The organism is Staphylococcus sp. AS1337, from assembly GCF_051408735.1.
In the GTDB taxonomy this organism is placed as follows: Bacteria; Bacillota; Bacilli; order Staphylococcales; family Staphylococcaceae; genus Staphylococcus; species Staphylococcus xylosus_B.
In genome coordinates this window covers 76,793-102,975 of record NZ_JBOIHZ010000007.1, presented here as the reverse complement: position 1 = coordinate 102,975, position 26,183 = coordinate 76,793, and the positions used below count along the sequence as shown (strand labels likewise).

Here is a 26,183-nt window from a genome sequence, read left to right as displayed (position 1 = left end):
GGGAAATATGGAGTGGTTTGAAAATGAAAATAGCTATAGTTGGAGCAGGCATTGGTGGTTTAACCGCAGCAGCTTTATTAAAGGAGCAAGGACATGAAATAAAGGTGTTTGAGAAAAATAGTGAAATAGCTGAAGTTGGAGCAGGTATAGGTATCGGCGGCAATGTCATTGATAAATTAGGCAAACATGATTTAGCTAAAGGTATTAAAAATATTGGGCAAATTATAGATATAATGGAAGTATTGGACGACAAAGGAAACGTGTTAAATAAAGCAAAACTTAAAAAGAATACTGTGAATTTAACTATGACAAGACAAGGGTTATTAGATGTTATTAAATCGTATGTACCAGACTCTATCATATTTACAAATCATAAAGTAACACACGTGGATAGTGGTGCCTTGAAAGTTGAATTGCATTTCTCAGAACAACAATCAGAAGCATTTGATTTATGTATTGGTGCAGATGGTATACACTCCCATGTTCGTAATACAGTAGTGACTAATAGCAAAACATTGTATCAAGGCTATACAGTATTTAGAGGCTTAGTAGAGGATGTAAATATTAAACCAGACAACGTTGCCAAAGAATATTGGTCATCTAAAGGAAGAGTGGGAATTGTCCCGCTATTGGATAATAAAGCATATTGGTTTATTTCAATTAATGCTAAAGCAAAAGACGCTACGTTGAAATCTTATGGTAAACCTCACTTACAAGCTAGATTTAATCATTTTCCCAATGAAGTTAGGCAGATTTTAGACAAACAAAGTGAAACGGAAATCTTATTACACGATATGTATGATTTACAACCATTGAAAGCATTCGTATATCAACGCGTAATACTCTTAGGTGATGCAGCGCATGCAACTACCCCAAACATGGGACAAGGTGCAGGACAAGCTATGGAAGATGCCATTGTACTTGCAAATTGTTTGGAGGCGTATCCATTTGAAGAAGCACTTCAAAGATATGATAAGTTACGCGTTAAACATACAAAGAAAGTAATCAAAAAGTCTAGAAAAATAGGTAAAGTAGCACAACTAAGTAGTAGAATATTGATTGCTTTAAGAAATAAAATTGCTAAGTTAACACCAAATCAATTGGTATCTAGAGAAACAAAATTTTTATACAAATCAAAAAGTAAATAAAATATTGTATTAAATAATAAAACCTAGAAATACGTTTAAATTGTAAAACGTGTTTCTAGGTTCTTTATTTGTTGTTAATAATTAATAGAATAAGGATATAAAACTTTAATTAACTACGTATTTAGGTTCATTATTAGTCAATTTACTAACTGTATCATTTGCAACAATCTTAGACATCATATCTCGAGATTCAAATGTTGCATTACCAATATGTGGTGTTAGTACAACATTGTCCAATTTTTTAAGTTCATCATTGATCTCTGGTTCGAATTCAAAAACGTCTAATGCTGCGCCTTCAATTTCTTTATCTTTTAAAGCTTGTACTAAGGCTTGTTCATGGACGATAGGCCCTCTTGATGCATTGATAAGGTAACTTGTTGGTTTCATCATTTCGAATTGCTCAGTGTCAATCTGATGATGCATGTTTGGATTATATGCAGCATTTATTGTTACAAAATCTGCATTTTTTAATAATGTTTCTAAATCTACATATTTTGCGCCTATTTCTCGTTCTCTATCAACTTTTTGATTAGGACCTGTGTAAAGTACATTCATATCAAATGCTTTGGCACGTTTTGCCACTGCACAACCTATTTCTCCAAGACCAATTATACCAATAGTCTTACCGGAAACTTCTCTACCACGGAAAAATAATGGCGCCCATCCATCAAAACCAGTTGTACGGCATAATTTATCTCCTTCTACAATACGTCTTGCAGCTGAGAGTACAAGGCCAAATGTTAATTCGGCTGTTGAGTTAGTTGATGCTTTAGGTGTATTAGTTACATCTATATTGAGTTGACGTGCATAATCGCCATCTATATTATTAAAACCTGCACCATAATTCGCAATTATTTTTAAATTACTTGCTGCATCAATCACATCTTTATCTACATTTGTGGAAAGTAGGCTAATTAATGCATCGGCATCTTTTATACCTTCTTTTAGTGTTTCTTTATCAATAATGCCTTTGCCCTCATACATATCAACTTCAAAACCTTGATCTTTTAATAAGTTGAGTCCTACCTCTGGAATTGGACCTGCTATATAAACTTTTACCATGTATAATCACTTCCTTTATATCAAAGTATAGTAAATTTCATTGAGTCAAACAAATAAAAGTAATGATTATATAGAAAAATATGAAAACGTTTTATAGTTTTTAAAATTTAGTTTATTAATTTTAATCCAACAATGGATAAGATAATGAGACCAATAAAGAAAATGCGCTTTATACTTCTAGATTCATTATAGATGAGCATACCAACTAAAGTGCCGCCTCCCGTACCAATTCCACTCCAAATGGCATAAGCAGTTCCCATTGATATATCGTCCATTGCTACTTTAAGTGTGCTAAAACTACAGACAAAAGCGACAGCTAAGAGTACGACTAGCCATTTCTTTTTAGTTCGTGCAATTTCATTTAAAATAACGACGCCGATGACTTCTAATAGTCCTGCGATAAATAATATAAACCAAGCCATCAGCTTTCAGCCTCCTCTGTTGATAATTTTAATCCAATAATACCAACAACTAATAAAATGATTAAGCCGACTTTTAAAAAGTTAAATGGGTCACCCAAAAAGATCATATCTACTGCTACAGTTCCAACTGCGCCAATACCAACAAAGACAGCATAAACTGTCCCAACTGGAAGGTATTTACAAGCGGAAATAACTAGAAAGAAACTAATTATAATCACGATGATTGTACTAGTCCAACTAAGTAAAGAATCAGCAGCATTTAGTCCTGTTACCCACAATATTTCAATTAGTCCGGCTAAGATAACTTTAAACCACTGCATAAATTGTGCCTCCCTTTATCACTAAACTATTCTATTTTCTCAAATAATATATAAGAATTCAATGTTATCAATTGTATAAAAGTTATAGTGATTTACTATTAATTTAATATAAAGAGAAATTAATAGTAAAAATGGGGGACGAAAAATCAAATCTGGATATTAATATATGAATGACAAGGAGGATGAGGTTAAAAAAGTTTAATAAGCATTTAATTGAAGTTAATCTGTAGAATACTGATAATTTTCATAAAAGGAACACCTGAGCTAGTGCTCATGTGTAAGAACTACTAATTTTCATAAATGAAAAAAGTAGTTCTTTAAAAAAAAGTCCGAGACATATGTTTATGTCCCGGACTCAATAGGGTATTTTCTATAAATAAGTTGAATTAAAATTACTTATAGTAAATAACAATATTTATTATTGTGTAACTATAGATTAGTTTACGTGGATATAGTTATAAGAGCTTGCTTCACCAGCTGAAATTGTACGTTCGCTTACTGAATAAGGCCCACCATTATAGTTCATTTCTGATACTGTAACAGAGCCGTCACTACCAACACTTTCAACGTAAGCCACGTGACCCATTGGACCTGAACCTGATTGTAAGATTGAACCAGCTTCTGGTTTGTTATCTACTGAATAACCTGCAGAAGAAGCAGCAGAAGCCCAGTTATTAGCATTTCCCCAAGTAGAACCAATACCTCCACCTACTTTGTCGAATACATACCAAGTACATTGTCCTGCTGTATATAAGTTAGCGCTTGAATGATTTGATTGTGTAGTTTCATTTGTTTGTTGTGTTTGTTCAGCTGCATCAGCTTCGCTTCCGTGATCTAATCCTACGATTGCTGCGCCAATACCTGCTGTTAATGTTGTAGCTGTAACTAATTTTTTCATAATTAATAAATCCTCCCAGAGATTTTAAAAAGTTTATATTTTAGCTTAAATGCTTATCTTTAAATTTATTTTTCGCTTTGCTTTCAACGACAAGTAATACTCTAACAGATGAATCAAGCTTTGTGTGGAATGTTACGCTTTTGTAAAACAATTAAAAAAACCTCACATCTCGTTGTAATAAACGAGATGTAAGGTTACAAAATCGTATCGAGCCGTAATATTTCAAAAACGGTGATATTATAAGGTTTTTGTTATGAATTTAAAATACACTTCGACGTTATTGTTACATTCATTGTAAAAAGTCACAAAATTGTGATTCAAATTATTTGAAGAATCTAATGGATAAGGGTGGTAAATAATCTTCACCATTATATGCTTTTACAGCTGCTACAATTGTGAAAATGAAATTTAAAAGTACAAGTATAGGAAGAATAATAATTCCTATAATAATAAATATAGCGATTGTAGCAACCGTTACCCAAATTAAGTAAGAAAGTAAAAAGTTCAAGTAATTCTTGCCAGCTCTATCTACAAACGGTGATTCATCCCGTTTAATTAGCCAAATAATTAATGGTGCAATTAAAGATGTAAAGAAACTTAATACATAGATAAGTGTTGCCATTAATCTAGCATCCGCATCTGGCTCTTGATTCCCATATGTGTTTGAAAACTGTTCGTCTAAATGTGTTGTCATAAGTAACAAATCTCCTTTACTTTAATATAATTATATCAAATCTAAGTGTAATTAAGTATGGAATTAAAATAATTCAAAAACTTTTAAAATATACCTATTTTGATATGACATTAGTTGTTAAAATATAGCAATGTCACTATAGATACTTACTTAATGTTATAGCCATAAAATTAAGTTGTAAACCAGTGTTTATTCAATTTCTTATTAGGCTATAGTTCAAAGTAATGATTTAATATCGTACTTAATAATAAATTTGGAAAGAAGGTTGATTATGAAAATTGCTATCGTAGGCTCAGGGAATGGAGCGGTAACAGCAGCATTAGATATGATTAATAAGGGACATGAAGTGAAGTTATATTGTCGAAATCAATCTATTAATAAATTTGATAAAGCATTGGAACAAGGTGGATTTACTTTTAACAATGAAGGCGAAGAAAACTTTGTAGCATTTACAGACATTAGTGATGACATGGAATATGTAATTAGTGATGCAGAAGTCATTCAAGTAATTATACCATCATCATTTATTGAACATTATGCACATACTATGGCTCCTTTTGTGAAAAAAGATCAACTGATTTTCTTCAATATTGCAGCAGCTATGGGTTCAATAAGATTTATGAATGTTTTAGAGGATATGCACATAGATGTTATGCCTCATTTTGCGGAAGTCAATACACTAACATACGGTACTCGAGCGAATTTTGAAGAGGCTCGTGTAGATTTATCATTGAATGTAAGAAAAGTACATTTTTCAACTTATGATAAAGATTATTTAAGTGATTGTTTCGATAAAATTGAAAGACTATATCCATATATTGTAAAAGAAGAAAGTTTATGGAAAACTAATTTAGAAAATGGTAACCCTGAAGTTCATCCAGGTCCAACATTATTAAATGTAGGTCGCATCGATTATTCAGATGAATTTGCGTTATATGAAGAAGGCATTACTAAGCACACAGTTAGGTTACTACATGCGGTTGAATTAGAACGTCTAACATTAGGTCGTAAATTAGGATTTGAGTTATCTTCGGCAAAGGAAGCACGTATTGAACGTGGTTATTTAGAAAGACAGGATGAAGATGAGCCATTAAATAGATTGTTTAATACAAGTCCAGTATTTTCACAAATTAAGGGACCAAATAATGTCAAAAATCGTTATTTAACAGAAGACATTGCCTATGGCCTCGTATTGTGGTCTAGTCTTGGACGTGAGATTGACGTTCCAACACCGAATATTGATGCAATCATAGTAATTGCTTCAACTATTTTAGAGCGCGATTTCTTTGAAGAAGGACTGACGATAGACGAATTAGGGAAAGATAAGTTAGGACTTGATTAATTAAAATAATTAACGAGGGGGATTGCGTATGAAAAGACAACCAACATTTTTAGAGTCAATCTCAACCATATTAGTAATGATTGTAATCGTAATTACAGGTTTTGTTGTTTTTGAAATCCCGATACAAGCATTGTTGATTCTATCTTCTGCATATGCAGCTTTGATAGCAAGACGTGTAGGTTTAAAATGGCAAGACTTAGAGGAAGGTATAACGTATCGTTTAGCAACAGCGATGCCTGCAATTTTCATTATTTTATCAGTAGGTATTATCGTTGGAACATGGATGTTTTCAGGAACAGTTCCTGCATTAATTTACTATGGATTAGAATTTTTAAATCCTAATTTATTTTTAGTATCAGCGTTTATTATTTGTGCTATTACATCTGTAGCAACTGGTACAGCATGGGGATCAGCATCTACAGCAGGTATTGCATTAATGGCTATTGCTACACAATTACATATTCCAGCTGGTATGGCTGCAGGTGCAATTATTGCAGGAGCAGTATTTGGAGATAAAATGTCACCGTTGTCTGATACAACTAATTTAGCTGCATTAGTTACAAAAGTGAATATATTTTCACATATCCGAGCAATGGTCTGGACGACGGTTCCTGCTTCAATTATAGGACTTATAGTTTGGTATATTGCTGGAAGACAATTTGGTGGCAATACGAATACATCAAATGTTAATGCATTACTTAATGAACTATCGCAAATTTATAATATTAATATTTTCGTTTGGTTGCCATTAATCATTATTATCATATGTTTATTGATAAAAATATCAACAGTACCAGCAATGCTTATTTCGAGTTTAAGTGCCATTATTGTTGGTGTGTTCAATAATGGGTTTAACGTGGTTGATGGATTCAAAGCAACATTTGACGGATTCAATAAAGGAATGGTGTCATCAAGTAATGGAGAATTAACTGATAGAGCGATTGGCTTAATTGAACAGGGCGGTATAATGAGCATGACTGAAATTGTCGTTACTATTTTTTGTGGTTATGCTTTTGCTGGTATTGTTGAAAAAGCCGGTTGCTTAGATGTAATACTTAATAAAATTTCTAAAAACATCAATTCTGTTGGTCAGTTAATACTAGCTACAGTACTTGGCGGAATTATTATGGTTCTTGCAGCAGGAGTGGCTTCTGTTGTAATTATTATGGTAGGTGTATTGTTGTTGGAAATGTATAATAAAATGGGATTAGATCGTACTAATTTATCTAGAACACTTGAAGATTCTGGTACTATGATTATTCCATTAATTCCATGGGGAACGTCAGGCATTTATTATACACAACAGTTAGGAGTGACTGTAGATCAATTCTTTATATGGACAGTTCCATGTTATTTATGTATAGTTTTTGCACTATTTTATGGTTTTAGCGGTATTGGTATTAAAAAAATAAAAACTACAGAATGATGGTTTTACAAAAATTCTAAAACAAGATGGTTAGAATTTTTAATATTTGAATAGCAGAATGCTAGAGAGGCTGGGGCAAATTTAATTGTCCAGCCTTAAATATTATAAAAGCCTGAACATCAAGCTTAATTGAACTTTTTTTAGAATTTTCGACATTAGTGATTTTTACTGTGATAGAACGACGAAATTTTTAAAATAAATTTTATTTCTGTCTCGCTACCTTATACTTACTCTTTCTTTACTCTGCATAGTTAATTATTAATTAGAGTGCTATTTCGCTATATTTATAGGTAGAACTTTTAACTATTATTCTTATATAAATTTCAGAGTAGAAGTTTAAAAAAATATAAACAGGATATATATAACTATGAATGAGGTGAATCTTTGTTATACATAGTAATAATTGTAGCGATATTACTATTAGACATTGAAACTCATCAATATTTCAATATAGATAAAAATTGTTAAATATACTTCCGTTATCTATTATATAATCGGTTTTGTTTTGTATATTGTAGCGATATTACATGACAAAATCGATTGATTAATGTAGCGAACGATTTTAGTTGTTATGAAAAGTACAATATGACATTTAAGTGCATCACTTAAGTAATAACTTTCTATCACGATAGCATAGATTAAATTATTCCTTTACTTAATAGATAAGCTTGAAAGAGGAAGTAATAAATATAAATATAGTAAGACATTGGTTAAGATAATCTCTAAGTGGATATTATTATCAATAATCAGTATGTGTAGTTACTATCTTAATTGTTAATATAATAAAAAGACCAAACGCTAATAATAGCATTTGGTCTTTTTTGTATCACTAATTAGTGAATATAATTATAACCTGAAGCTTCGCTTGCAGAGATAGTACGTGAAGTTATAACACCAGCACCTTGGCCGTAGTTCATTTCAGAAACGTTGATTGAACCGTCGCTGTTAACATTTTCAACGTATGCAACATGTCCCATAGCACCTGTTGAAGATTGTAAGATTGAACCTTGTGAAGGGTTGTTGTTTACTGTGTAACCTGAAGCTGCTGCTGCGCTAGCCCAGTTATTAGCATTACCCCAAGTAGAACCGATTTTACCGCCAACTTTGTCGTATACATAGTATGTACATTGTCCAGCAGTGTATAAGTTGTTTGAAGAACCTGAAGTACTTGAAATTGAGTTTGAAGAACTTGATGGTGCACTAGTTGTACTAACTTTAACATTGCTGCTTGAAGTTGAGTTTGAAACTGCGCCACTTCCACCAGTACCTTGGTTGTTTGCTGTATATGATTGAGTTGAGTTCGTGTTGCTTGTAGCATATGAACTATTGTTATTGTAGCTATAACCACTGTTTGAGTGACCTTGGTCTGCTTGACTTGGGTTCCAGTTACCTTGCCAAGTGTAGTTGTACTTACCTTGTTGATCTATTGTATAAGAATAGCTATATGAAGTAGGGTCATTTGGATTATACCCACCGTTATTGTTTTCTGCTGCGTCTGCTTCGTGTTGAGCTAAACCAAAAGTAGCGATTCCTGCAGTAGCGATTGTAGCTGTAGCGATTTTTTTCATTGTTAAATATCCTCCTAAGAATTGTAAATAAATATATCCCAGTCTCTAAACGACAATTTTTATAATTTTTTAATTCGCTGTTTTAACGACAAGCAATACTTTATCAGAAAAACTTACGTTTGTGTGGGTTGTTATCATTTTGTAATTTAGTTCTAATAATGTATCGGTTTATGTAATAAAAGAAATATAAAACTTATGCGTTTAAAAGCCGTTGTTATAGCCTTTTAAATTTTACTGGTGTAACATTGCACTACGCTTTATTACAATGATGTAAAATAACAGAAAATTTGAAACACTAAAAAACAGGGGTATTTAATATTTAAAAAATAAATTATTACTCTTACAAAGTGTAATGATTTACATTATTTAAATTAAGTAAATTAATATTTTATTTAATATTCAAGCAACGATATTGACACCTTATAGAGAAGATATTAATATAGTAGTATAAAAATTATACTTATATAGTGAGGTGAATAAATGAAAATTGAATTGGGTTTAACATCTTTCGCTGATAATAGTGATATATATATGGAAGATGGTTATCAACCTGCTATAAGTAATGCACAGAGAATTCGTAATATAATAGAAGAAATTGAAATAGCAGATCAATACGGACTTGATGTTTATGGTCTAGGAGAACACCATAGACCTGATTATGCTGTATCAGATCCAGTCACTGTATTAGCAGCTGCAGCAAGGAATACTAGGCATATTAAACTTAGTAGCGCAGTAACTGTACTCTCTTCTGACGATCCTGTACGTGTATACGAAAGATTTTCCACATTAGATGCAGTTTCAAATGGGCGTGCAGAAATTATGGTAGGTAGAGGATCGTTTATTGAATCATTTCCACTATTTGGTTATGATTTGAAAAATTATGAGGAACTTTTCAATGAAAAGATTGAGCTATTAATGCAAATTAATAAGAAAGAAGTTGTAAATTGGGAAGGTCATATGAGACCATCAATTCATAATTTAGGCGTTTATCCAAGAACAGAAAGAGGTTCACTACCGATTACTATTGCTACTGGAGGTACACCTGAATCTTCTTTAAAAGCAGGAGCATTAGGATTACCGATAACTTATGCTATAATAGGTGGCGATCCAAAAAGATTTAAAAGAAATATAGATATGTATAAATCTATTGCTGAGTCTTATGGGCATAATGTAAATGAACTACCAATAGCTACGCATTCTTGGGGATATATTGCTGAAACAGATGAACAGGCAAAACGAGAGTTCTTTCCATCAGTTAAGGCAAATCATGATATATTGGCAAAAGAACGTGGATGGCCAATGTATGATGAGAATAGTTTTGAGCGAGAAGCTGGACCAAATGGCGCGCTATATGTAGGTGATCCTGAAACGGTTGCTCAAAAAATAATTGAAACGATTGAGGCTTTAGGTATTACTCGCTTTATGTTGCATACCCCTGTTGGATCAATGCCACATGAAAATACGATTAACACAATTAAATTGTTGGCAGAGCGGGTAAAACCTATTGTAGATAAATATTTTGAAAACAAATAAAAGGAGATTTTGTAATGATATTACGTTATTTAACAAATTTAAAATTAGCTAAAGAATTATATGGTGCAGCAAAACCTAAACTTAAAGGTGACCAATCAATGAAAGAGACATTTGTAGAGGTGTTTAATTTACCTTCAAATGCAGTACCTTTAGCTGGTGCAGTAGAAGCATTAAGTGCAGTATTTTTCGTATTAAGTTTTGCTAGTAAAAGACTTTCTCGTATTGCTTCACTATTAACAATTTCAGTTTTAGGTGTAGCTGCTTACAAACATTTTGAAGCTGGCCATGGTAAAGCAGGCGCTAAACACGCTTTAGATTTATCAGGTTTAGCAGCATTAAGCTTCCTTGATACAATTGATTGTAAAAAAAAATAATTCACTAATTTAAATATATTAATAAACAGTGTCACTTTTAAAGTGTCACTGTATAAATGATAAGAGCCGGGACATTTAAGTATGTTTCGGCTTTTATTTTTGTAAAGAATGGTATTAATACACGAGTTTATTCTATTAGTATGCTACATTTGATGACATTCTAGTATAAAGAATGCATTTTGAAATTGGATGCCTAGGTTTTCTTTTATTGTTATATTGATAATAATTTGGAAAAGCTAAGAGGAAATGTTGAGTTGATTTTTACAAAGTCATAATTTGTTAAATGCAATCGATGAACATATTCTTTTTTTAGTAATAAAAAGAATGAATATCCAACTAAAATTTGAATTTGAAAAGTAAATACTAAAAAAATAGTAGTATTTTTTAATATTTCTTATACTTGGGCATATTGAATTAGCGCAAAGTAATAGTATAGAATTATTATATTAATATTGTTAAAAATCACTTTGACATATTAACATCATGAAAAAACAAAAGGAGTGGTTTTATGATTGAACAAAATTTTAAAACACTGAACGAACTAATTACAACTTATCAAAAGGGTAAACATTTTTTCAAAACAACTAAAAAGCAACACAAGCTTAACTATGAAGAAATATTTATTTTAAACTATATCTATAGTTGTAACGAAAATGAAATTACAGCAAAAGAAATAGCTAAGTATTCAGAACTACAACCTTATTATTTAACGAAAGCTTTACAAAAATTGATTAAAATGGGGTATTTGAGCAAAAAGAGAAGTGAAATAGATGAACGAACAGTAGTTGTTCGTGTGAATGAAGCACAACGTGGTAAAATAAATGAGATAATTAAAACACTACAACAAACGTTGTAATGGTTGATGAACGTAATGAAAAAAATAGAATTGTACATAAGTAAAAATAAAAAGAATATTCTGAATGATGTAAAATTATAATATTTATTAAGTATTTAACTAATATTTGTTTTTAGAAACAAATTAACTGTGTTATACTAATATTTGTTGAATGAAAGCGCATACAAAACGACTGGAAAAGGTGTTATTATGAATTTACTAATTGGAGTTATATTTTTAGGAATTGTTTTATGTTTGTTTACATTATTCACAAGTAAAGCGCCTAATGGTGGTAAAGCGATGGGAGCACTTGCCAATGCCGCAATTGCGTCATTTTTAGTTGAAGCATTTCATAAGTATGTAGGTGGAGATTTGATTGGTATACCATTTTTAGGAGATTTAGGAGATATTGCTGGCGGTCTTGGTGGTGTTGCAGCTGCTGGTTTAGTCGCATTAGCAATGGGCGTGTCTCCTGTATATGCATTCGTAATTGCTGTTGCTTGTGGCAACATGGATTTACTACCGGGGTTCATTGCAGCTTATATCGCTAGTTTTGGTATGAAGTGGATGGAAGAAAAATTACCAGACGGACTCGATTTAATCGCATCAATCATTGTTATTGCACCAATTACCAGATTAATTGCAATTGCAACTAAACCTTTGGTTGATGCAAGTTTGCTTCAAATCGGTAATATTATTAAAGAATCAACTACATCAAGTCCAATATTAATGGGTATTGTTTTAGGGGGTATTATTACGGTGGTTGCGACTGCACCATTAAGCTCAATGGCATTGACTGCATTACTAGGGTTAACTGGTACACCAATGGCTATAGGTGCATTAGCAGTATTTGGATCTTCATTTATGAATTTCGTACTATTTAAGCAGATGAAGTTTGGAGATCGTAAAACAACGATTTCAGTAGCTATTGAACCGTTATCTCAAGCAGATATTGTAACTGCAAACCCGGTGCCTGTATACATAACTAACTTTATGGGTGGTGCAATTTCTGGTGTGATTATAGCTATGTTTGGATTAGTTAATGACGCAACAGGAACTGCTACACCAATAGCTGGACTTATGGTTATGTTTGGGTTTAATAATGCGTTAACTGTGATTATAGTCGCAGTTATGTGTGCTCTCAGTAGCGCAATTTGTGGATATTTAGGTTCACTAATATTTAAAAATTACCCAATTATCACTAAAGATGAATTACAAAATGGTACGATGCCTAAAAAGGTCAAAAAATATTATAAATTAAAAAAGCAATATGCTAAAAGTTTAGCTTTATAAAATTTTGTAAGTAAAATGTTGACTGATATAGAAAGGATAGAGACAATAAGTGCTATTTAGAAATTATTCATTTTTGTCATTTCCTTACATATATTATATGTACAAAAATTATTAAAAAACAAAGGATACAAAGTTCAAGATGTAAAAGCTTGATAATGTATCCTTTGTTTTTTATGAGTTAAATTCCTTAATTGTAATTATTTTGAAAGTGATTTTGTATTTATGATATTAAAGGGACTGAGTTAAACGTATAACCATTGAATATTTTTAATTATGGTAAGTTAAATAATTTAGTGAAAGAATAAAACTACCAATAAAGCAAAAACGTTGGCAGTTTTAAAGGTAAAAGCTGTATTACTTTAGTAATGAATTTATCCATCCTTTAAAGCTATTTAACAGCCTATTAACCTATATTAAGTTGTACGCGTATTTAAATAACGTGTTGTTCTATTTTCCATTTTTGAAAAAAAGAACTCTAATAAAATCGCTAATAACCAATAAAACGCTGCAGCAACTGAATAAACTGTTATAAATCTATATCCTTCATTAGCAATTACATGACTTACTGCCATAATTTCAGTGACTTGTACGGCAAATGCCAGTGAGGTTCCTTTTATTAGCATAATAAATTGATTTTCTATATTAGGCAGGGCATACGTAAAAGCTTGAGGCAAAACGATTTCTTTATAAATATGAAATCTTGAAAGACCTACACTTTGAGCTGCTTCTATTTGAGCAAATTCTACCGACTGTAATCCACTTTTTATTGATTCAGATAGATAAGCTATCGCATGTAATGAAAAAACAATAAAAGCAATAATTAAAGGTGAAAAAATATCTGGATTAATATTCCATTTGAATTGATCGTTTAAAAATATAATAAATGTAGGTAATCCATAATATAAAATAAACAGCTGAACGATTAATGGTGTACTTCTGAAAAATGAATTGTAGACAATGATAATTTGTGATAGTACGAGAACGCGTTTTAAGCGAATCAGTGCAAAGCATAATCCTACAATTAGACCTACGATTATGGCAACAATAGAAATCATTATTGTATTAGGAACTCCTTTAAACACTTCAGTTATTGTATATAAAACAAAGTCCAAATGAATATCCTCCTTAAATGCGGTATGGTTTTTGTGCGCGTTTATCTATTAAAGTAAATGTGCCTTGTATAATTAAAGCGATAATCCAATAGATGATTGAAATGACAATATAAACTTCTAACATGCCTAAACCATAATTATTCCCGATGATTAATTTAACTTGTCCCATCATGTCAATGATACCTATGGTAAAAGCTAATGAAGTATCTTTTACTAATTCGATAATTTGCGTTGTTAAATTTGGAATACTATTTCTTAAAGCCTGTGGAACGATTATTTCTTTTAGTATTCTAGGGTAGGATAGGCCGAATGATAAACCGGCTTCTATTTGATGGTAGTCTACAGATTGATATCCAGCACGTATTATTTCTGATAAATAAGCTCCAGTATGTAATGTGAAGGCTAAGATAACGAAAAACAATCTACTAAAATGATTAATATCTATATGAATCAATAACAATAGTTGTGGTAATGCAAAGTAAACTAAAAATAGTTGTAAAAGTAGTGGCGTGCTACGTATAAAAGATAAATAAATTCTTACAATTGGTGAAAGTACCTTAATCTGTTTAATGCGAATAAGAGCTAACATAAAACCTAGAATCAACGCACATATTAATGACATAACAATCATTAACAGAGTTAACGGCAATTGCTGTAATACTTGTCCAAACAAATCTAACCAATTTACAGATTGCATTATCGTTGCACCTCCAATTGCGATTTTTTGTGATTTATTTCATCTAAGTCATCGAATACATTAATATCAAAATATTTTTCTGAAAGCGCTTGTAATTTACCTTCCTTTTTAAGTTCTAATGTCGCTTGATCAATGTCATCATGTAATTTTTGATGTTTTTTATTATAAACGATATGCAGAGGCTCTTTTTTTACAATACCTCCAATTTTAACATTTTCTTTGACTTGTTTTTGAATGGCTTTATAAGTGTTCCAGTTTAATAACATAGCGTCACGTCGCTGCTGACTGACCATTTTTAAGTTGTCTCCATTAGAAGGTTCTTGAATGGTATTAATATTGATTTTTGATGAATTATTTTTGTTGTACTGAGATAAGATGGAATATAGTCCACCACTAGGCGTCATGGGTGTAATTGATTTTCCAGGTAAATCATCTAAACTGTGTATATCCGTATTGTTACGATTGACTACTAACATAGGCAAGGCATAACTATAGGGCACATCTTGGTACAGAAATTGTTTTTCACGTTCAGGTGTTTTGAAAAACCAGTTAATTCCCATATCAAATTTACCAGCACCAATACCAACTAAATTTGATTCTTCTTCACCTACTTCATATTTAAAATCATATTGGGGTAACTTTTTTTCGATTAATTTCATATAGTCCATATCTAACCCTACAAACTCATTTTGCTTATTGGTATACAAGTAGGGTGGATTGACCTCTGCTGACAGTGCTACTTTAACTTCTTTTTTGTGAGATTCTTTATTTGAATTATCATTTTGAGTACAAGCAGTTAAAACGAAAATCGATGAAAGTATAATGGCGGTAATAAATCTTTTTTTAAATGTCATTGTTCATCACGCTCCGTGCTTACTTTGTTTAAGAAGCGATTTATTCTTTCTGAGTTATTATTATCTAATACTTCTTGAGGTGTGCCATGATGAATAATTTGACCATCATCAATAAATATCATTTGATCGGCAATAGCTTTAGCAAATTCAATTTCATGTGTTACTAAAACCATCGTCATACCTTCTTGTGCAATAGATTTAATGAGAGATAGTACACCTTGTATAGATTCTGGGTCTAGTGCAGAAGTTGGCTCATCCAACAGTAATACATCCGGATTAAGAGCAAGAGCACGGATGATACCAATGCGTTGACTTTGACCGCCAGACAATTGAATTGGGTATTTGTCTTTTTGACTTGCTAAATTAACACGTTCTAAATAGGAGAGCGCTATTTCTTTTGCTTGAGTTGTACTGTGATTTTTACCATGTATTAAACCGACAGTTATATTTTCTAAGATAGTTTTATTCTTAAATAAATTATAATTTTGGAAGACCATTGCAGATTTTTGTCGTAATTTTGCAATGTCTTTTTTAGTATGTTTTGAAGTATTAAATGTTTCATTGCCAATAGTAATAGTGCCAGATTCTGGTAGTGCTAATGCATTTAAAGTCCTTAACAGCGTTGTTTTACCAGAACCACTTGGCCCGATAATTGCAGTGACAGTTCCTTGTTCTTGGTAAAAACTTACGTCATTGAGTATCGTATTTTCATTATATTTATGTATAAGATGTTTAACGTTAATCATTCAATTTCCCCCAATATTTCATTAAGTATAAATTATCATAATAAATCTTATCGGTAAAGTAAGGATTTTGTGCTTGAAAAGCTTTATTTCAATCATGGCGAGTGTTAAACTTGTATTTAATAAGGAAAAAGTGATAATCGAGGTGAAGGAAATGAATACGTCCGCATTAATACATACGGAGATTCAAGAAAAATGGATTGCTAAATTAGATACTGTAAAAGACGATTTTAGAGCGAAAGCGGAATATAATGATATACATTCACATTTTCCCTATGAAAATATTGAATGGCTTGTAAATGAAGGTTATACATTGTTAACGTTGCCTAAAGCATACGGCGGTGAAGGTGCGACTATTGAAGATATGGTGATACTTCAAAGTTATTTGGGATCAATCGATGGTGCAACTGCTTTATCAATAGGTTGGCATTTGAGTGTAATTGGACAATTATATGAACAACAAATGTGGGAACCTGATATGCTTGATCAATTTGCTGAAGCAGTAAAACAAGGGGCATTGGTGAATAGGGCTGTTAGTGAAGCGGAAACTGGTAGCCCAACGCGTGGAGGTAGACCTGCAACAAACGCAGTAAAAGTAGACGGTGGATTTGTACTTAATGGGGTGAAAACATTTACTTCTATGAGCAAAGGGCTTACACATTTTGTAGTAAGTGCTTATTACGAAGCAATTGACCAAGTAGGATTTTTCTTAGTTACTAAGGATACTCCAGGTGTGGAGATAGCTGATAACTGGAATATGGTAGGTATGCGTGCAACAGAAAGTCATGACCTTGTATTAAATGATGTATATTTACCAGAAGGAAATTTTGTTGAAATAAGGGGAGCTGGTGGTAAAAAGCCAAATGGCTGGATATTACACATACCAAGTGTTTACTTAGGTATCGCTCAAGCAGCACGCGATTACGCAGTAGATTTTGCGAAAACTTACAGCCCTAATAGTATAGAAGGAACTATTGGTGATTTACCTACTGTGCAACAAAATATTGGAAAAATGGAAACACTTTTATTATCTGCACGTCATTTTTTATGGAGTACAGCTGCTTTGTATAATAATGAAGGTTCCGAAAAAGTGAAATGGAATGAAACATCTGCCAGTAAAGTAATGGTGATGAACCAAGGTTTAGAAGTTATTGATATTGCCATGCGAATTGTAGGAGCGAAAAGTCTTGAAATGGAACGCCCTTTACAACGTTATTATAGAGACATGCGCGCAGGTTTGCACAATCCGCCTATGGAAGACATGGCTTATACAAACATTGCACACAGTGTATTAGATCATTTTTAAATATTAAGAGCAATACAATAACCATGCATTTAGACAAATTGTCTAAATGCATTTTTTAATAATTAAAAAAATAAAAAATTCACTTGTTTACTATTGTAAAATTACTAGACTCATTATATAATCAATTGGTACTGATAATCATTTTCATTGGAGGAGAATTATGAAAAAATTATTGTTTCCGTTACTTGTTTTAGTACTCATTTTAGCTGCATGTGGTAATAAATCAGATAGTGACAAAAAAGAAGAAACAAAATCTTATAAATTAGATAGTGGTAAAAGCATAGATATACCTAAAAAACCCGAAAGAATAGCAGTTGTAGCACCTACATATGCAGGTGGTATTAAATATCTTGGTGGTAATATTGTAGCTGTCAACGAACAAGTAGATAGTAGTAAATTGCTAAAAGGTAAGTTTAAAGGCGTAGAAAAAATTGGGGAAAATGATGTAGAAAAGGTAGCAAAAGCAAAGCCTGACTTAATCATTGTTTATTCTACGGATAAAAACATTAAAAAATACAATAAAATTGCACCAACTGTTGTTTTTGACTATGGGAAGCATAAATATTTAGATCAACAAAGAGAATTAGGTAAATTACTTGGTAAAGAAGATAAAGTAGCTTCTTGGGAAAAAGAATGGAAAGCTCAAACTAAAAAAGATGGACAAGAAATCAAAGACAAAATTGGTGAAGATGCAACAGTCTCTATCTTTGATGAATTTGATAAAAAATTATACAGCTACGGACCGAATTGGGGACGTGGTGGCGAAGTATTATATCAAGCATTTGGTCTTAAAATGCCTGACAAATTAAACGACTTAGTTAAAAAAGAAGGTTGGGCAGAAGTGAAACAAGAGAAGATTGCAGATTATGCAGGTGATTATATTGTTTCAACAAGTGAAGGTAAATCGAAACCAGCTTATGAAAAAACAGATTTATGGCAAAATATACCAGCTGTTCAAAAAGATCAAGTGATTCAAGTTCAAGCAGAAACATATTGGTATAATGATCCTTATACATTAGAATATATGAGAAAAGATTTAAAAGAAAAATTTTTAAATAAATAGAAATTCATATTCTTTAAATGTATAAGATAGCAAATTTAATAACGAAATAGTCTCTAAGGGGCGAGCATATGAATTCAAAGGTAAACTTTTGATTTATAACTCGCTCCTTAAATTGTGACTTCACAAATGTAAACTAGTAGTTTTTATTAGTTTACATTTGTGGTATAATTTTTTCATTGAAGGAGGAATCACTTTGACTACAAAATATTTAGTATATACAGCTTTGATGACAGCAATTATAGCTGTTCTGGGGTTTGTGCCTGCCATCCCATTGCCTGTCATGCCTGTGCCAATTGTATTACAGAATATCGGTATATTTCTAGCGGCAATTTTGCTTGGTCGTAAATATGGTACGTTAAGTGTCATTGTCTTATTATTGCTAGTAGCTGCTGGATTACCTTTACTATCAGGTGGCCGAGGGGGCATCGGTGTATTTGCAGGACCGTCAGCAGGATTTTTATTTATGTATCCAGTTGTTACATATATTATTGGCTTGGTAAGGGACTTATATTTTAAAAAAATTAATTTTGTTGTACTATTAATTACAACAATAGTTTTTGGTGTCTTATTATTAGATATCGCAGGTACCATTATAATGGGCTTAATAACTAATTTACCTATCACGAAATCTGTTACATTATCACTATTATTTATACCTGCTGATATTCTAAAAGCGATTGTCGCAAGTTTAATTGGTAATATTATGTTAAATCATAGCCAATTTAAACAGTTATTAAAATAAACTTTTAGACATTCAATTAGATAAGAATTGATGGGGCAGAAGAAGATAGGATAGGGTGACGGTTCATGGCAATTTCGATGGCAAACATATTTCAAGAGGGTAAAATTTTTTCTGATGACCAGATTAAAACAATTTATTTAACACCTGAAGAACCTTTAGTATATGATGCGAATAAATGGGTGTATAAAGAAATGCCTACAATCAAGGATTGGAAACAACATATGGAAATGCAACAAAGTTTACATAGACAACAATATTCCGACCATTTAGCATTTACTTTTCCAGAGAATACACCTTTAAGCCAAGCTTGGTTAGATGAAATTAAAGCTTGTGGTTTCGAATTAGGGTGTATGGAACTTTATGCAATTGAATCACAGAATATTCGTAGAAGCCAAAATAACCATGTCGAAGTAAAATTTGTCGCGGACCAAAACTTAGAAGATTATATTGCAATCTATCGACAGTTTTCAGAACCTTTTGGACTTGAATATACAGAAGAAAGTATACGAGTAATACGTGATCAATTTCAAAATGAAAGTAAATCACGTATTATTGCCTATGAGAATCACACACCAGTAGGTATTTTAGATTTAATAATTACTAATAAAACAGTTGAAATAGATGGCTTTGGTGTATTGGAAAATTTTCAAAGACGAGGGATAGGTCAAACAATGCAATCATTTGTAGCTGATGTCTCGGATGATAAAGTAATTATACTTATTGCTGATGGCGAGGATAGTGCCAAACATATGTATATCAAACAAGGATACATTTTTATCAGTTATTGTTATCAAATATTGAAAGAACAGGCTTAAATATAAATTACAAAGCGATCCTAAGACATACAGCTATGTCCTAGGATCGCTTCGTATTTATTAGTGGATTATTTATTTATATGCTCTAATTGTACACGTTCAGGGCGGCTATATATATTGAAATTTCCATCTCTAATAAATCCGACTGCAGTAATATTTAAGTCTTCAGCCAGTGTAACAGCTAATGTGGTCGGGGCAGATTTCGAAAGTATAACACCTACGCCTATTTTAGCGGCTTTAATTAGTATTTCAGAGGAAATACGACCACTGAAAATTAGTACTTTATTTCGCACAGGAATGTGTCTTTGGATACAATAACCATAAAGTTTATCTAGCGCATTATGACGGCCGATATCTTGACGATGTTCGAAGAAAGCCTCTCCGTCACTAATAGCTGCATTATGAAGACCACCAGTTTGTTTGAAAACGGCACTTGCACTTTGTAAACGCGTCATCATGTTTAGAATTTGTTTTGGGCTAATAACAATTTTTGACATAGAAGTTTTTGCTACAGCAGCATCATTTTGAAAATAAAATTCTCTACTCTTACCACAACATGATGCAATCATCCGTTTAGTTGAATATTCAAAACGTTCCCCTAATGGTCTTGTTAATTCAACGTGAGCAAAGCCTTTACTATCATCTATTTGCACTGATTTTAAGTCGTCACTTTTTAGAATAGCCCCTTCAGACGCTAGAAAACCAAGCACAAGTTCCTCCATATGGTTTGGGCTACAGATTACAGTAGCAAATTCTTCTCCATTAACCATAATTGTTAATGGGAATTCGGTTACATAGTGATCGGTTTTATTAATAAGTTCACCATTTTCGTATCGTACGATTGGTTGGTTGGTTAAAACGTCTTCATTCATTCGTACACCTCTTTTCGTATTCACTTTATATTTTAGCGCATTTTTAATTATAAAAAAATAATTCGGTTTTACTCATGTAAATTGGCATACATCGATGTAGTGCTTAAATCAAAATTAGGAATAGTCAAGATTGATTTACGAACCTAATGAAAGTAAACTTAGGGTAAACAAACTAAAGAGGTGAATTTGACATGGTTAGTATACGAGATATTGCACATTTAGCAGAAGTTAGCCCAGGAACTGTATCCAGAGTATTGAATAATGACCCAACTCTTTCGGTATCGAAAAATACTAGAGAGCGTATCCATCAAATTGCGAAAGAGAAACAATATCTTAAGTCAGCAAGAAAAAATAAAAGTATTCAAATCATTACTTATGCATCAAGAGCTAAAGAAATGTCAGATCCTTATTACAGAGAAATTCGATTGGCAATTGAAGCGGAAGTTAAACGTTTAAACCTATCGTTAAAGCGAACAATACGTATAGATGGTAACCAAAATAATAATGAGTTAAATACGATAGAAAAGTCAGGCGCAATAATAGTTATAGGTAATTTTTCTATTGATGCTCTACACAAACTCCAATCGTATAATCCTAATATGGTAGTTATTAATAATCCCCATGTACCTAAATCTATAGATGCAGTATATTCAGATCTTCATTACTCTATGACTCACTTGCTAGATAAGATAAAGGGGTTAGGTTTAACACGCATAGCATATATAGGTGGGTATCATACAATAAGAGATTTAGATGGCACCCCAACTTCAAATGCAACTGATGTAAGGTATAAAGCTTATAAAGCTTGGTGTGAAAGACATCAATTAGAAACGACAGCATTGCTTAATGGATGGAAAAAAGAACACGGTGAGATGGCGGTTAAAACATTTATAGAGAACAAACAGGAGCTACCACAAGTTTTTGTTGCGGGAAATGACATGGTTGCAATAGGCGTTTTACAGCAAATTCAAGAGAATAAAATTGAAATACCTGAAAGCGTAAAGTTAATCAGTTTTAATGATTTAGAAGTTATTCAATATGCTGTACCTTCTATTAGTAGTGTACATATTCCTGTAGATGAATTTGGTAGAACGGCAGTAAGGATGGCAGAAGAACGTATTAATCAAACAAGAAAGCTTGCTATTCATATAGTAGTAGAAGCGCCATTGAAGTCTCGTAATACTTTTAAAGTCTGAGTGAAGTATATTACGTTGACAAAACTTTTAGTAAACAAGTAAACTTTGTTTGTGTTTACTAATAAAAGAAGAAAAGAATTAATCACTTTGCATTTAATGTAGATAAAAAGGAGTGGGAATCTTATGTTACAGGCAATGCACGAAAAGTTTGAAACGTTATTTGGTGTAGCAGCTGAAGTTAGCGCTTTTGCCCCTGGAAGAATCAATTTAATTGGGGAACATACTGATTATAATGGGGGATATGTTTTTCCAGCGGCAATAGAATTAGGAACTTATGGATTAGCAACTAAAAGAGACGACCGTAAAATTCAACTTTACTCTAACAATTTTGAAGGAAAAGGTATTATCACTTTTACTTTGGATGATTTAGTATTTAACCAAGATGATGACTGGGCAAACTATCCCAAAGGCGTCGTAAAATATTTAACTGAAACATTCGATAAAATTGACCACGGATTTAATATTTTAGTAGAAGGTAACATTCCAAATGGAGCCAGTTTGTCGTCGTCTGCTTCAATCGAAATACTTACAGGTTGGTTATTAAAAGATTTATTTGATTTAGAATTAGAACATCTGCAGCTTATTAAAATAGGTCAAGTTGTCGAAAATAAATTTATGGGTGTAAATTCAGGCATTATGGATCAATTTATTATTGGTATGGGGAAAGCAAATCATGCAGTATTACTTGATACTGCGACATTGGATTTTGAATACGTTCCAGCCAAATTTGGAGATTATGTGATTTCTATAATGAATACGAATAAACGTCGTTCATTGACTGAAAGTAAATATAATGAGCGCAGAGCAGAATGTGAATCTGCACTTGCTGACTTAAAAGAAGAATTGAATATAGAAGCACTATGTGAACTGACATTAGCTGAATTTGACCAAAATATGCATCTTATTAAAGATGAAGTATCACGTCGTAGAGCTAAACATGCTGTATCAGAAAATGAACGTACAAAACTTGCGCGTAAAGTACTTGCTGAAAATGATTTTGACCAGTTTGGCAAACTACTTAATATGTCGCATGCTTCATTGAAAGATGATTATGAAGTTACAGGAATTGAATTGGATACATTAGCTGAAACGGCTCAACAAGTTAATGGTGTATTGGGTGCAAGAATGACAGGTGCCGGGTTTGCAGGTTGTGCGATTGCCTTAGTGCATAAAGATAGTATCGAGCGATTAGAACATGAAGTTTCCCAAATGTATTTAGAAAAAATTGGTTATACACCTTCTTTTTACCACGTAGGTATTAGCGGTGGCGTAACATCTTTATAAGTGATACAAAATAAATGAAGGAAGGTTTTTATATGTCTGTTTTAGTGTTGGGTGGGGCAGGTTATATAGGCAGCCATGCCGTAGATCAATTGATTGAGAAAGGTTACAAAGTTGTAGTTGTAGATAATTTAGGAACGGGACATAGAGAGGCAGTACATCAAGATGCAAGTTTCTATGAAGGTGATATTCGCGACAAAGCATTTTTAGACCGTGTTTTTACAAATGAACAAATTGAAGGTGTTTTTCATTTTTGTGCATACTCGTTAGTTGGAGAATCTGTAGAAAAACCATTAGCTTATTTCAATAATAATGTATATGGCTTACAAGTACTATTAGAGGTAATGTATGAGCACCAAGTAAAACATATTATATTCTCGTCAACGGCAGCGGTATATGGAGAGCCTGAAACAGTTCCAATAACTGAAGAAGATTCTAAAACACCAACGAGCCCGTATGGTGAAAGTAAATTAATGATGGAGAAAATGATGCATTGGAGCCATGGTGCTTATGATATAAACTATGCTGCACTGCGTTACTTTAATGTTGCTGGCGCCAAACAAGGTGGATGGATAGGTGAAGATCATCGTCCTGAAACGCATTTAATTCCTATTGTATTACAAGTAGCGTTAGGACAACGTGATGCTTTAACTATTTTTGGTGACGATTATGATACTGAAGATGGTTCTTGTATACGCGATTATTTACATGTTGTAGATTTAATTGATGCACATATTTTAGCTTATCAGTATTTACAAAATGGGGGAGCATCGGGTGCGTTTAATTTAGGTAGTAATCATGGTTATTCTGTTTTTGAAATTTTAGAAGCTGCACGTAAAGTAACGAAAGAATCGATTAAGGCTGAAGTTGGCCCAAGAAGAGCAGGTGATCCAAGTAAATTAATTGCGGCAAGTGACAAGGCACAATCTGTCTTGGGTTGGAAACCACAACATGATAATATTCATGAAATCATTGATTCAGCATGGCAATGGCATCATCAGCATCCTGATGGTTATCATCAAAGTATGGAGGGATAACGCATGTTATTAAACCAACAATTAGTGCAACAATTTATTGCACAAGCAATTTCATTTGGCGATTATGAACAAGAAGATAGCATCTATATTCAAAATCAAATATTGCGTATTTTAAATGCACGAGGGATAACTGAGACGTTAGAATCACCTTTACCTAAAAATGCTACAGCAAATGATATAACACAATATTGGATTAATGAAGCTACAAATGAAAATTGCATTGAAGATGCGTTATACAATAAAGAAATTGTTGAAGCACAACTTTTAGACATAATCACGCCAAGACCGTCTGTTATTAATAGAAAGTTTAGAGAAGCTTATGAACAATCACCGGAAACAGCGACAAAATATTTTTATGAAATCGCTAAACGTAATCATTATGTGAAAGAAGACGCGATAGCTAATAATATTAATTATGAAGTAGGCACTGAATATGGTGATATAGAAATCACCATTAATTTATCCAAACCTGAAAAAGATGCAAAGCAAATTGCAAAAGCTAAAGCTGCGCCGGCTACTGAGTATCCAAAATGTGCTTTATGCATTGAAAATGAAGGTTTTCAGGGGTCTGTTACGCAAGCAGCACGTACTAACCATCGTGTGATACGTTTAAATTTAGATAGTCAACCATGGGGGTTTCAATATTCTCCATATGCTTATTTCTTAGAACATAGTATAGTGTTTTCTGAAAAACATGTTCCGATGGAGATTAACAAGCAAACCTTTGTTAATTTAATTGATTTTATAAAACAATTCCCACATTATTTTATAGGATCTAATGCGGATATTCCGCTTGTAGGCGGTTCTATATTATCACATAACCACTATCAAACAGGGCAACATATATTCCCGATGGATAATGCAGCAGAAATTGAAAAATTTATTATAACAAGTTTCCCAATAGTAGAAGCAAGTACTTTAAATTGGCCGATGAGTGTGATTCGATTAAAAAGTGAAAATAGTGATGAGCTAATCCAAGCGGCAACACATGTTATGGTACAGTGGAATCAATATTCTGATAATAGTGTAGACATTAAGGCTTATAGCAAAGATGGAGAGAGACACCATACGATTACACCTATTGCCAGGTATAGAAATGGATTGTATGAATTGGATATTGTACTGAGAGATAATCAGACTTCTGCGGAGTTTCCAGATGGTATTTTTCACCCACACAAAGATGTGCAACACATCAAAAAAGAAAATATTGGATTAATCGAAGTAATGGGAATGGCAATATTGCCTGGCCGTTTAAAGAAAGAATTAAAACAAGTGAAATCATATTTATTAGGTGCAGTGCATGTTGATATAGGTATTCATCAACAATGGGCCGATGACATGAAACAAACTTATGATATCGATACTAACAATGTAGATGATATTGTTGAAAAAGAAGTAGGTTACAAATTCAAACGCGTATTAGAAGATGCAGGTGTCTTTAAAAATACTGAGATTGGTCGAGCAGCGTTTAAACGCTTTATAGACATTTTATGATTAAAATAAATTATCAATTGTGACATGAATAAGGTAGATAAAGTAGCTTCTATGAA

At 32.5% G+C, this 26,183-nt stretch carries 26 protein-coding genes; 15 read left to right on the top strand and 11 right to left on the bottom strand.

Annotated features, from left to right (window positions below):
• The first annotated feature begins 23 nt into the window (after positions 1-23).
• On the top strand, positions 24-1,148 hold the full coding sequence (locus tag ACSUE0_RS11490) for an FAD-dependent monooxygenase (RefSeq protein ID WP_119613099.1): 1,125 nt from the start codon (positions 24-26) through the stop codon (positions 1,146-1,148).
• 105 nt (positions 1,149-1,253) lie between these two features.
• Here the strand turns inward: ACSUE0_RS11490 and ACSUE0_RS11485 are convergent, their stop codons facing one another.
• The 5 genes from ACSUE0_RS11485 to ACSUE0_RS11465 all read right to left on the bottom strand — a co-directional run bounded on the left by ACSUE0_RS11485 (position 1,254) and on the right by ACSUE0_RS11465 (position 4,544).
• Entirely contained in the window at positions 1,254-2,210 is a 957-nt protein-coding gene (locus ACSUE0_RS11485) for a 2-hydroxyacid dehydrogenase family protein (protein WP_436957448.1), read from the bottom strand.
• Positions 2,211-2,317: 107 nt separating this feature from the next.
• Positions 2,318-2,632 (bottom strand): DMT family transporter, encoded by a 315-nt coding sequence (locus tag ACSUE0_RS11480; RefSeq protein ID WP_436957446.1) that lies wholly within the window; start codon positions 2,630-2,632, stop codon positions 2,318-2,320.
• Entirely contained in the window at positions 2,632-2,952 is a 321-nt protein-coding gene (locus ACSUE0_RS11475) for a DMT family transporter (protein WP_119613102.1), read from the bottom strand. The genes ACSUE0_RS11480 and ACSUE0_RS11475 overlap by 1 nt, the downstream gene beginning before the upstream one ends.
• 436 nt (positions 2,953-3,388) lie before the next feature.
• Complete coding sequence (locus ACSUE0_RS11470; protein WP_436957444.1) at positions 3,389-3,850, bottom strand: CHAP domain-containing protein; 462 nt, start codon at positions 3,848-3,850, stop codon at positions 3,389-3,391.
• A 322-nt stretch (positions 3,851-4,172) separates the two neighbouring features.
• Positions 4,173-4,544, bottom strand: coding sequence for a DUF4870 domain-containing protein (locus tag ACSUE0_RS11465; RefSeq protein ID WP_436957442.1), 372 nt, complete (start codon positions 4,542-4,544; stop codon positions 4,173-4,175).
• Positions 4,545-4,815: 271 nt separating this feature from the next.
• On the opposite strand from ACSUE0_RS11465, the gene ACSUE0_RS11460 reads away from it, so the two are divergent.
• Positions 4,816-5,886, top strand: a complete 1,071-nt coding sequence (locus tag ACSUE0_RS11460) for an NAD/NADP-dependent octopine/nopaline dehydrogenase family protein (RefSeq protein ID WP_119613105.1) — start codon at positions 4,816-4,818, stop codon at positions 5,884-5,886.
• A 28-nt stretch (positions 5,887-5,914) separates the two neighbouring features.
• Complete coding sequence (nhaC, locus tag ACSUE0_RS11455) at positions 5,915-7,312, top strand: Na+/H+ antiporter NhaC (protein ID WP_119613106.1); 1,398 nt, start codon at positions 5,915-5,917, stop codon at positions 7,310-7,312.
• An 833-nt stretch (positions 7,313-8,145) separates the two neighbouring features.
• Here nhaC and ACSUE0_RS11450 read toward each other — a convergent pair.
• Positions 8,146-8,880: a CHAP domain-containing protein gene (locus ACSUE0_RS11450; protein ID WP_436957439.1), complete on the bottom strand. Its 735-nt coding sequence runs from the start codon at positions 8,878-8,880 to the stop codon at positions 8,146-8,148.
• A 480-nt stretch (positions 8,881-9,360) separates the two neighbouring features.
• Here ACSUE0_RS11450 and ACSUE0_RS11445 point away from each other — a divergent pair, with 480 nt between their 5' ends.
• The 4 genes from ACSUE0_RS11445 (at position 9,361) to ACSUE0_RS11430 (ending at position 12,915) form a co-directional block, all read left to right on the top strand.
• Positions 9,361-10,413 (top strand): LLM class flavin-dependent oxidoreductase, encoded by a 1,053-nt coding sequence (locus ACSUE0_RS11445; protein WP_119613108.1) that lies wholly within the window; start codon positions 9,361-9,363, stop codon positions 10,411-10,413.
• 14 nt (positions 10,414-10,427) lie between these two features.
• Positions 10,428-10,787, top strand: a complete 360-nt coding sequence (locus tag ACSUE0_RS11440) for a DoxX family protein (RefSeq protein WP_119613109.1) — start codon at positions 10,428-10,430, stop codon at positions 10,785-10,787.
• A 508-nt stretch (positions 10,788-11,295) separates the two neighbouring features.
• Entirely contained in the window at positions 11,296-11,643 is a 348-nt protein-coding gene (locus ACSUE0_RS11435; RefSeq protein ID WP_119613110.1) for a transcriptional regulator, SarA/Rot family, read from the top strand.
• 189 nt (positions 11,644-11,832) lie between these two features.
• Positions 11,833-12,915, top strand: a complete 1,083-nt coding sequence (locus ACSUE0_RS11430) for a PTS sugar transporter subunit IIC (RefSeq protein WP_436957475.1) — start codon at positions 11,833-11,835, stop codon at positions 12,913-12,915.
• A gap of 413 nt (positions 12,916-13,328) precedes the next feature.
• Here the strand turns inward: ACSUE0_RS11430 and ACSUE0_RS11425 are convergent, their stop codons facing one another.
• The 4 genes from ACSUE0_RS11425 to ACSUE0_RS11410 are packed head-to-tail and all read right to left on the bottom strand — an operon-like array spanning position 13,329 to position 16,324.
• Positions 13,329-14,027, bottom strand: coding sequence for an amino acid ABC transporter permease (locus ACSUE0_RS11425; RefSeq protein ID WP_119613112.1), 699 nt, complete (start codon positions 14,025-14,027; stop codon positions 13,329-13,331).
• A gap of 13 nt (positions 14,028-14,040) precedes the next feature.
• Positions 14,041-14,724 carry an amino acid ABC transporter permease gene (locus ACSUE0_RS11420; RefSeq protein ID WP_119613113.1) on the bottom strand — a complete coding sequence of 228 codons (684 nt, stop codon included), beginning with the start codon at positions 14,722-14,724 and terminating at the stop codon, positions 14,041-14,043.
• Entirely contained in the window at positions 14,724-15,578 is an 855-nt protein-coding gene (locus ACSUE0_RS11415; RefSeq protein WP_436957435.1) for a transporter substrate-binding domain-containing protein, read from the bottom strand. Before ACSUE0_RS11415 ends, ACSUE0_RS11420 begins: the two co-directional genes overlap by 1 nt.
• Positions 15,575-16,324: an amino acid ABC transporter ATP-binding protein gene (locus tag ACSUE0_RS11410; RefSeq protein ID WP_119613115.1), complete on the bottom strand. Its 750-nt coding sequence runs from the start codon at positions 16,322-16,324 to the stop codon at positions 15,575-15,577. Before ACSUE0_RS11410 ends, ACSUE0_RS11415 begins: the two co-directional genes overlap by 4 nt.
• Positions 16,325-16,475: 151 nt before the next feature.
• Between ACSUE0_RS11410 and ACSUE0_RS11405 the strand changes: the two genes are divergently transcribed.
• From ACSUE0_RS11405 to ACSUE0_RS11390, 4 genes are all read left to right on the top strand, one after another.
• Positions 16,476-17,627, top strand: coding sequence for an acyl-CoA dehydrogenase family protein (locus ACSUE0_RS11405; RefSeq protein WP_119613116.1), 1,152 nt, complete (start codon positions 16,476-16,478; stop codon positions 17,625-17,627).
• A 160-nt stretch (positions 17,628-17,787) separates the two neighbouring features.
• Positions 17,788-18,690 (top strand): ABC transporter substrate-binding protein, encoded by a 903-nt coding sequence (locus ACSUE0_RS11400; RefSeq protein ID WP_436957433.1) that lies wholly within the window; start codon positions 17,788-17,790, stop codon positions 18,688-18,690.
• Positions 18,691-18,883: 193 nt separating this feature from the next.
• Positions 18,884-19,432, top strand: coding sequence for a biotin transporter BioY (locus ACSUE0_RS11395; protein ID WP_017722886.1), 549 nt, complete (start codon positions 18,884-18,886; stop codon positions 19,430-19,432).
• A gap of 65 nt (positions 19,433-19,497) precedes the next feature.
• Positions 19,498-20,247, top strand: a complete 750-nt coding sequence (locus ACSUE0_RS11390; protein WP_436957431.1) for a GNAT family N-acetyltransferase — start codon at positions 19,498-19,500, stop codon at positions 20,245-20,247.
• A gap of 68 nt (positions 20,248-20,315) precedes the next feature.
• On the opposite strand, the gene fdhD is transcribed toward ACSUE0_RS11390, so the two are convergent.
• Entirely contained in the window at positions 20,316-21,119 is an 804-nt protein-coding gene (gene fdhD / locus ACSUE0_RS11385; RefSeq protein WP_436957429.1) for a formate dehydrogenase accessory sulfurtransferase FdhD, read from the bottom strand.
• A gap of 191 nt (positions 21,120-21,310) precedes the next feature.
• Here fdhD and ACSUE0_RS11380 point away from each other — a divergent pair, with 191 nt between their 5' ends.
• The 4 genes from ACSUE0_RS11380 to galT all read left to right on the top strand — a co-directional run bounded on the left by ACSUE0_RS11380 (position 21,311) and on the right by galT (position 26,127).
• Positions 21,311-22,315, top strand: coding sequence for a LacI family DNA-binding transcriptional regulator (locus tag ACSUE0_RS11380; protein WP_436957427.1), 1,005 nt, complete (start codon positions 21,311-21,313; stop codon positions 22,313-22,315).
• A 123-nt stretch (positions 22,316-22,438) separates the two neighbouring features.
• Positions 22,439-23,599: a galactokinase gene (locus tag ACSUE0_RS11375; protein ID WP_436957425.1), complete on the top strand. Its 1,161-nt coding sequence runs from the start codon at positions 22,439-22,441 to the stop codon at positions 23,597-23,599.
• A 32-nt stretch (positions 23,600-23,631) separates the two neighbouring features.
• Positions 23,632-24,633: a UDP-glucose 4-epimerase GalE gene (gene galE / locus ACSUE0_RS11370; RefSeq protein WP_119613122.1), complete on the top strand. Its 1,002-nt coding sequence runs from the start codon at positions 23,632-23,634 to the stop codon at positions 24,631-24,633.
• Between the two features lie 3 nt (positions 24,634-24,636).
• Positions 24,637-26,127, top strand: coding sequence for a UDP-glucose--hexose-1-phosphate uridylyltransferase (galT, locus tag ACSUE0_RS11365; protein ID WP_436957423.1), 1,491 nt, complete (start codon positions 24,637-24,639; stop codon positions 26,125-26,127).
• Positions 26,128-26,183: the final 56 nt, after the last annotated feature.

Coding starts and splice junctions, on each gene's coding strand:
- ACSUE0_RS11490 (WP_119613099.1), top strand. CDS start 24: ATGAAAATAGCTATAGTTGGAGCAGGCATTGGTGGTTTAACCGCAGCA.
- ACSUE0_RS11485 (WP_436957448.1), bottom strand. CDS start 2,210: ATGGTAAAAGTTTATATAGCAGGTCCAATTCCAGAGGTAGGACTCAAC.
- ACSUE0_RS11480 (WP_436957446.1), bottom strand. CDS start 2,632: ATGGCTTGGTTTATATTATTTATCGCAGGACTATTAGAAGTCATCGGC.
- ACSUE0_RS11475 (WP_119613102.1), bottom strand. CDS start 2,952: ATGCAGTGGTTTAAAGTTATCTTAGCCGGACTAATTGAAATATTGTGG.
- ACSUE0_RS11470 (WP_436957444.1), bottom strand. CDS start 3,850: ATGAAAAAATTAGTTACAGCTACAACATTAACAGCAGGTATTGGCGCA.
- ACSUE0_RS11465 (WP_436957442.1), bottom strand. CDS start 4,544: ATGACAACACATTTAGACGAACAGTTTTCAAACACATATGGGAATCAA.
- ACSUE0_RS11460 (WP_119613105.1), top strand. CDS start 4,816: ATGAAAATTGCTATCGTAGGCTCAGGGAATGGAGCGGTAACAGCAGCA.
- nhaC (WP_119613106.1), top strand. CDS start 5,915: ATGAAAAGACAACCAACATTTTTAGAGTCAATCTCAACCATATTAGTA.
- ACSUE0_RS11450 (WP_436957439.1), bottom strand. CDS start 8,880: ATGAAAAAAATCGCTACAGCTACAATCGCTACTGCAGGAATCGCTACT.
- ACSUE0_RS11445 (WP_119613108.1), top strand. CDS start 9,361: ATGAAAATTGAATTGGGTTTAACATCTTTCGCTGATAATAGTGATATA.
- ACSUE0_RS11440 (WP_119613109.1), top strand. CDS start 10,428: ATGATATTACGTTATTTAACAAATTTAAAATTAGCTAAAGAATTATAT.
- ACSUE0_RS11435 (WP_119613110.1), top strand. CDS start 11,296: ATGATTGAACAAAATTTTAAAACACTGAACGAACTAATTACAACTTAT.
- ACSUE0_RS11430 (WP_436957475.1), top strand. CDS start 11,833: ATGAATTTACTAATTGGAGTTATATTTTTAGGAATTGTTTTATGTTTG.
- ACSUE0_RS11420 (WP_119613113.1), bottom strand. CDS start 14,724: ATGCAATCTGTAAATTGGTTAGATTTGTTTGGACAAGTATTACAGCAA.
- ACSUE0_RS11415 (WP_436957435.1), bottom strand. CDS start 15,578: ATGACATTTAAAAAAAGATTTATTACCGCCATTATACTTTCATCGATT.
- ACSUE0_RS11410 (WP_119613115.1), bottom strand. CDS start 16,324: ATGATTAACGTTAAACATCTTATACATAAATATAATGAAAATACGATA.
- ACSUE0_RS11405 (WP_119613116.1), top strand. CDS start 16,476: ATGAATACGTCCGCATTAATACATACGGAGATTCAAGAAAAATGGATT.
- ACSUE0_RS11400 (WP_436957433.1), top strand. CDS start 17,788: ATGAAAAAATTATTGTTTCCGTTACTTGTTTTAGTACTCATTTTAGCT.
- ACSUE0_RS11390 (WP_436957431.1), top strand. CDS start 19,498: ATGGCAATTTCGATGGCAAACATATTTCAAGAGGGTAAAATTTTTTCT.
- fdhD (WP_436957429.1), bottom strand. CDS start 21,119: ATGAATGAAGACGTTTTAACCAACCAACCAATCGTACGATACGAAAAT.
- ACSUE0_RS11380 (WP_436957427.1), top strand. CDS start 21,311: ATGGTTAGTATACGAGATATTGCACATTTAGCAGAAGTTAGCCCAGGA.
- ACSUE0_RS11375 (WP_436957425.1), top strand. CDS start 22,439: ATGTTACAGGCAATGCACGAAAAGTTTGAAACGTTATTTGGTGTAGCA.
- galE (WP_119613122.1), top strand. CDS start 23,632: ATGTCTGTTTTAGTGTTGGGTGGGGCAGGTTATATAGGCAGCCATGCC.
- galT (WP_436957423.1), top strand. CDS start 24,637: ATGTTATTAAACCAACAATTAGTGCAACAATTTATTGCACAAGCAATT.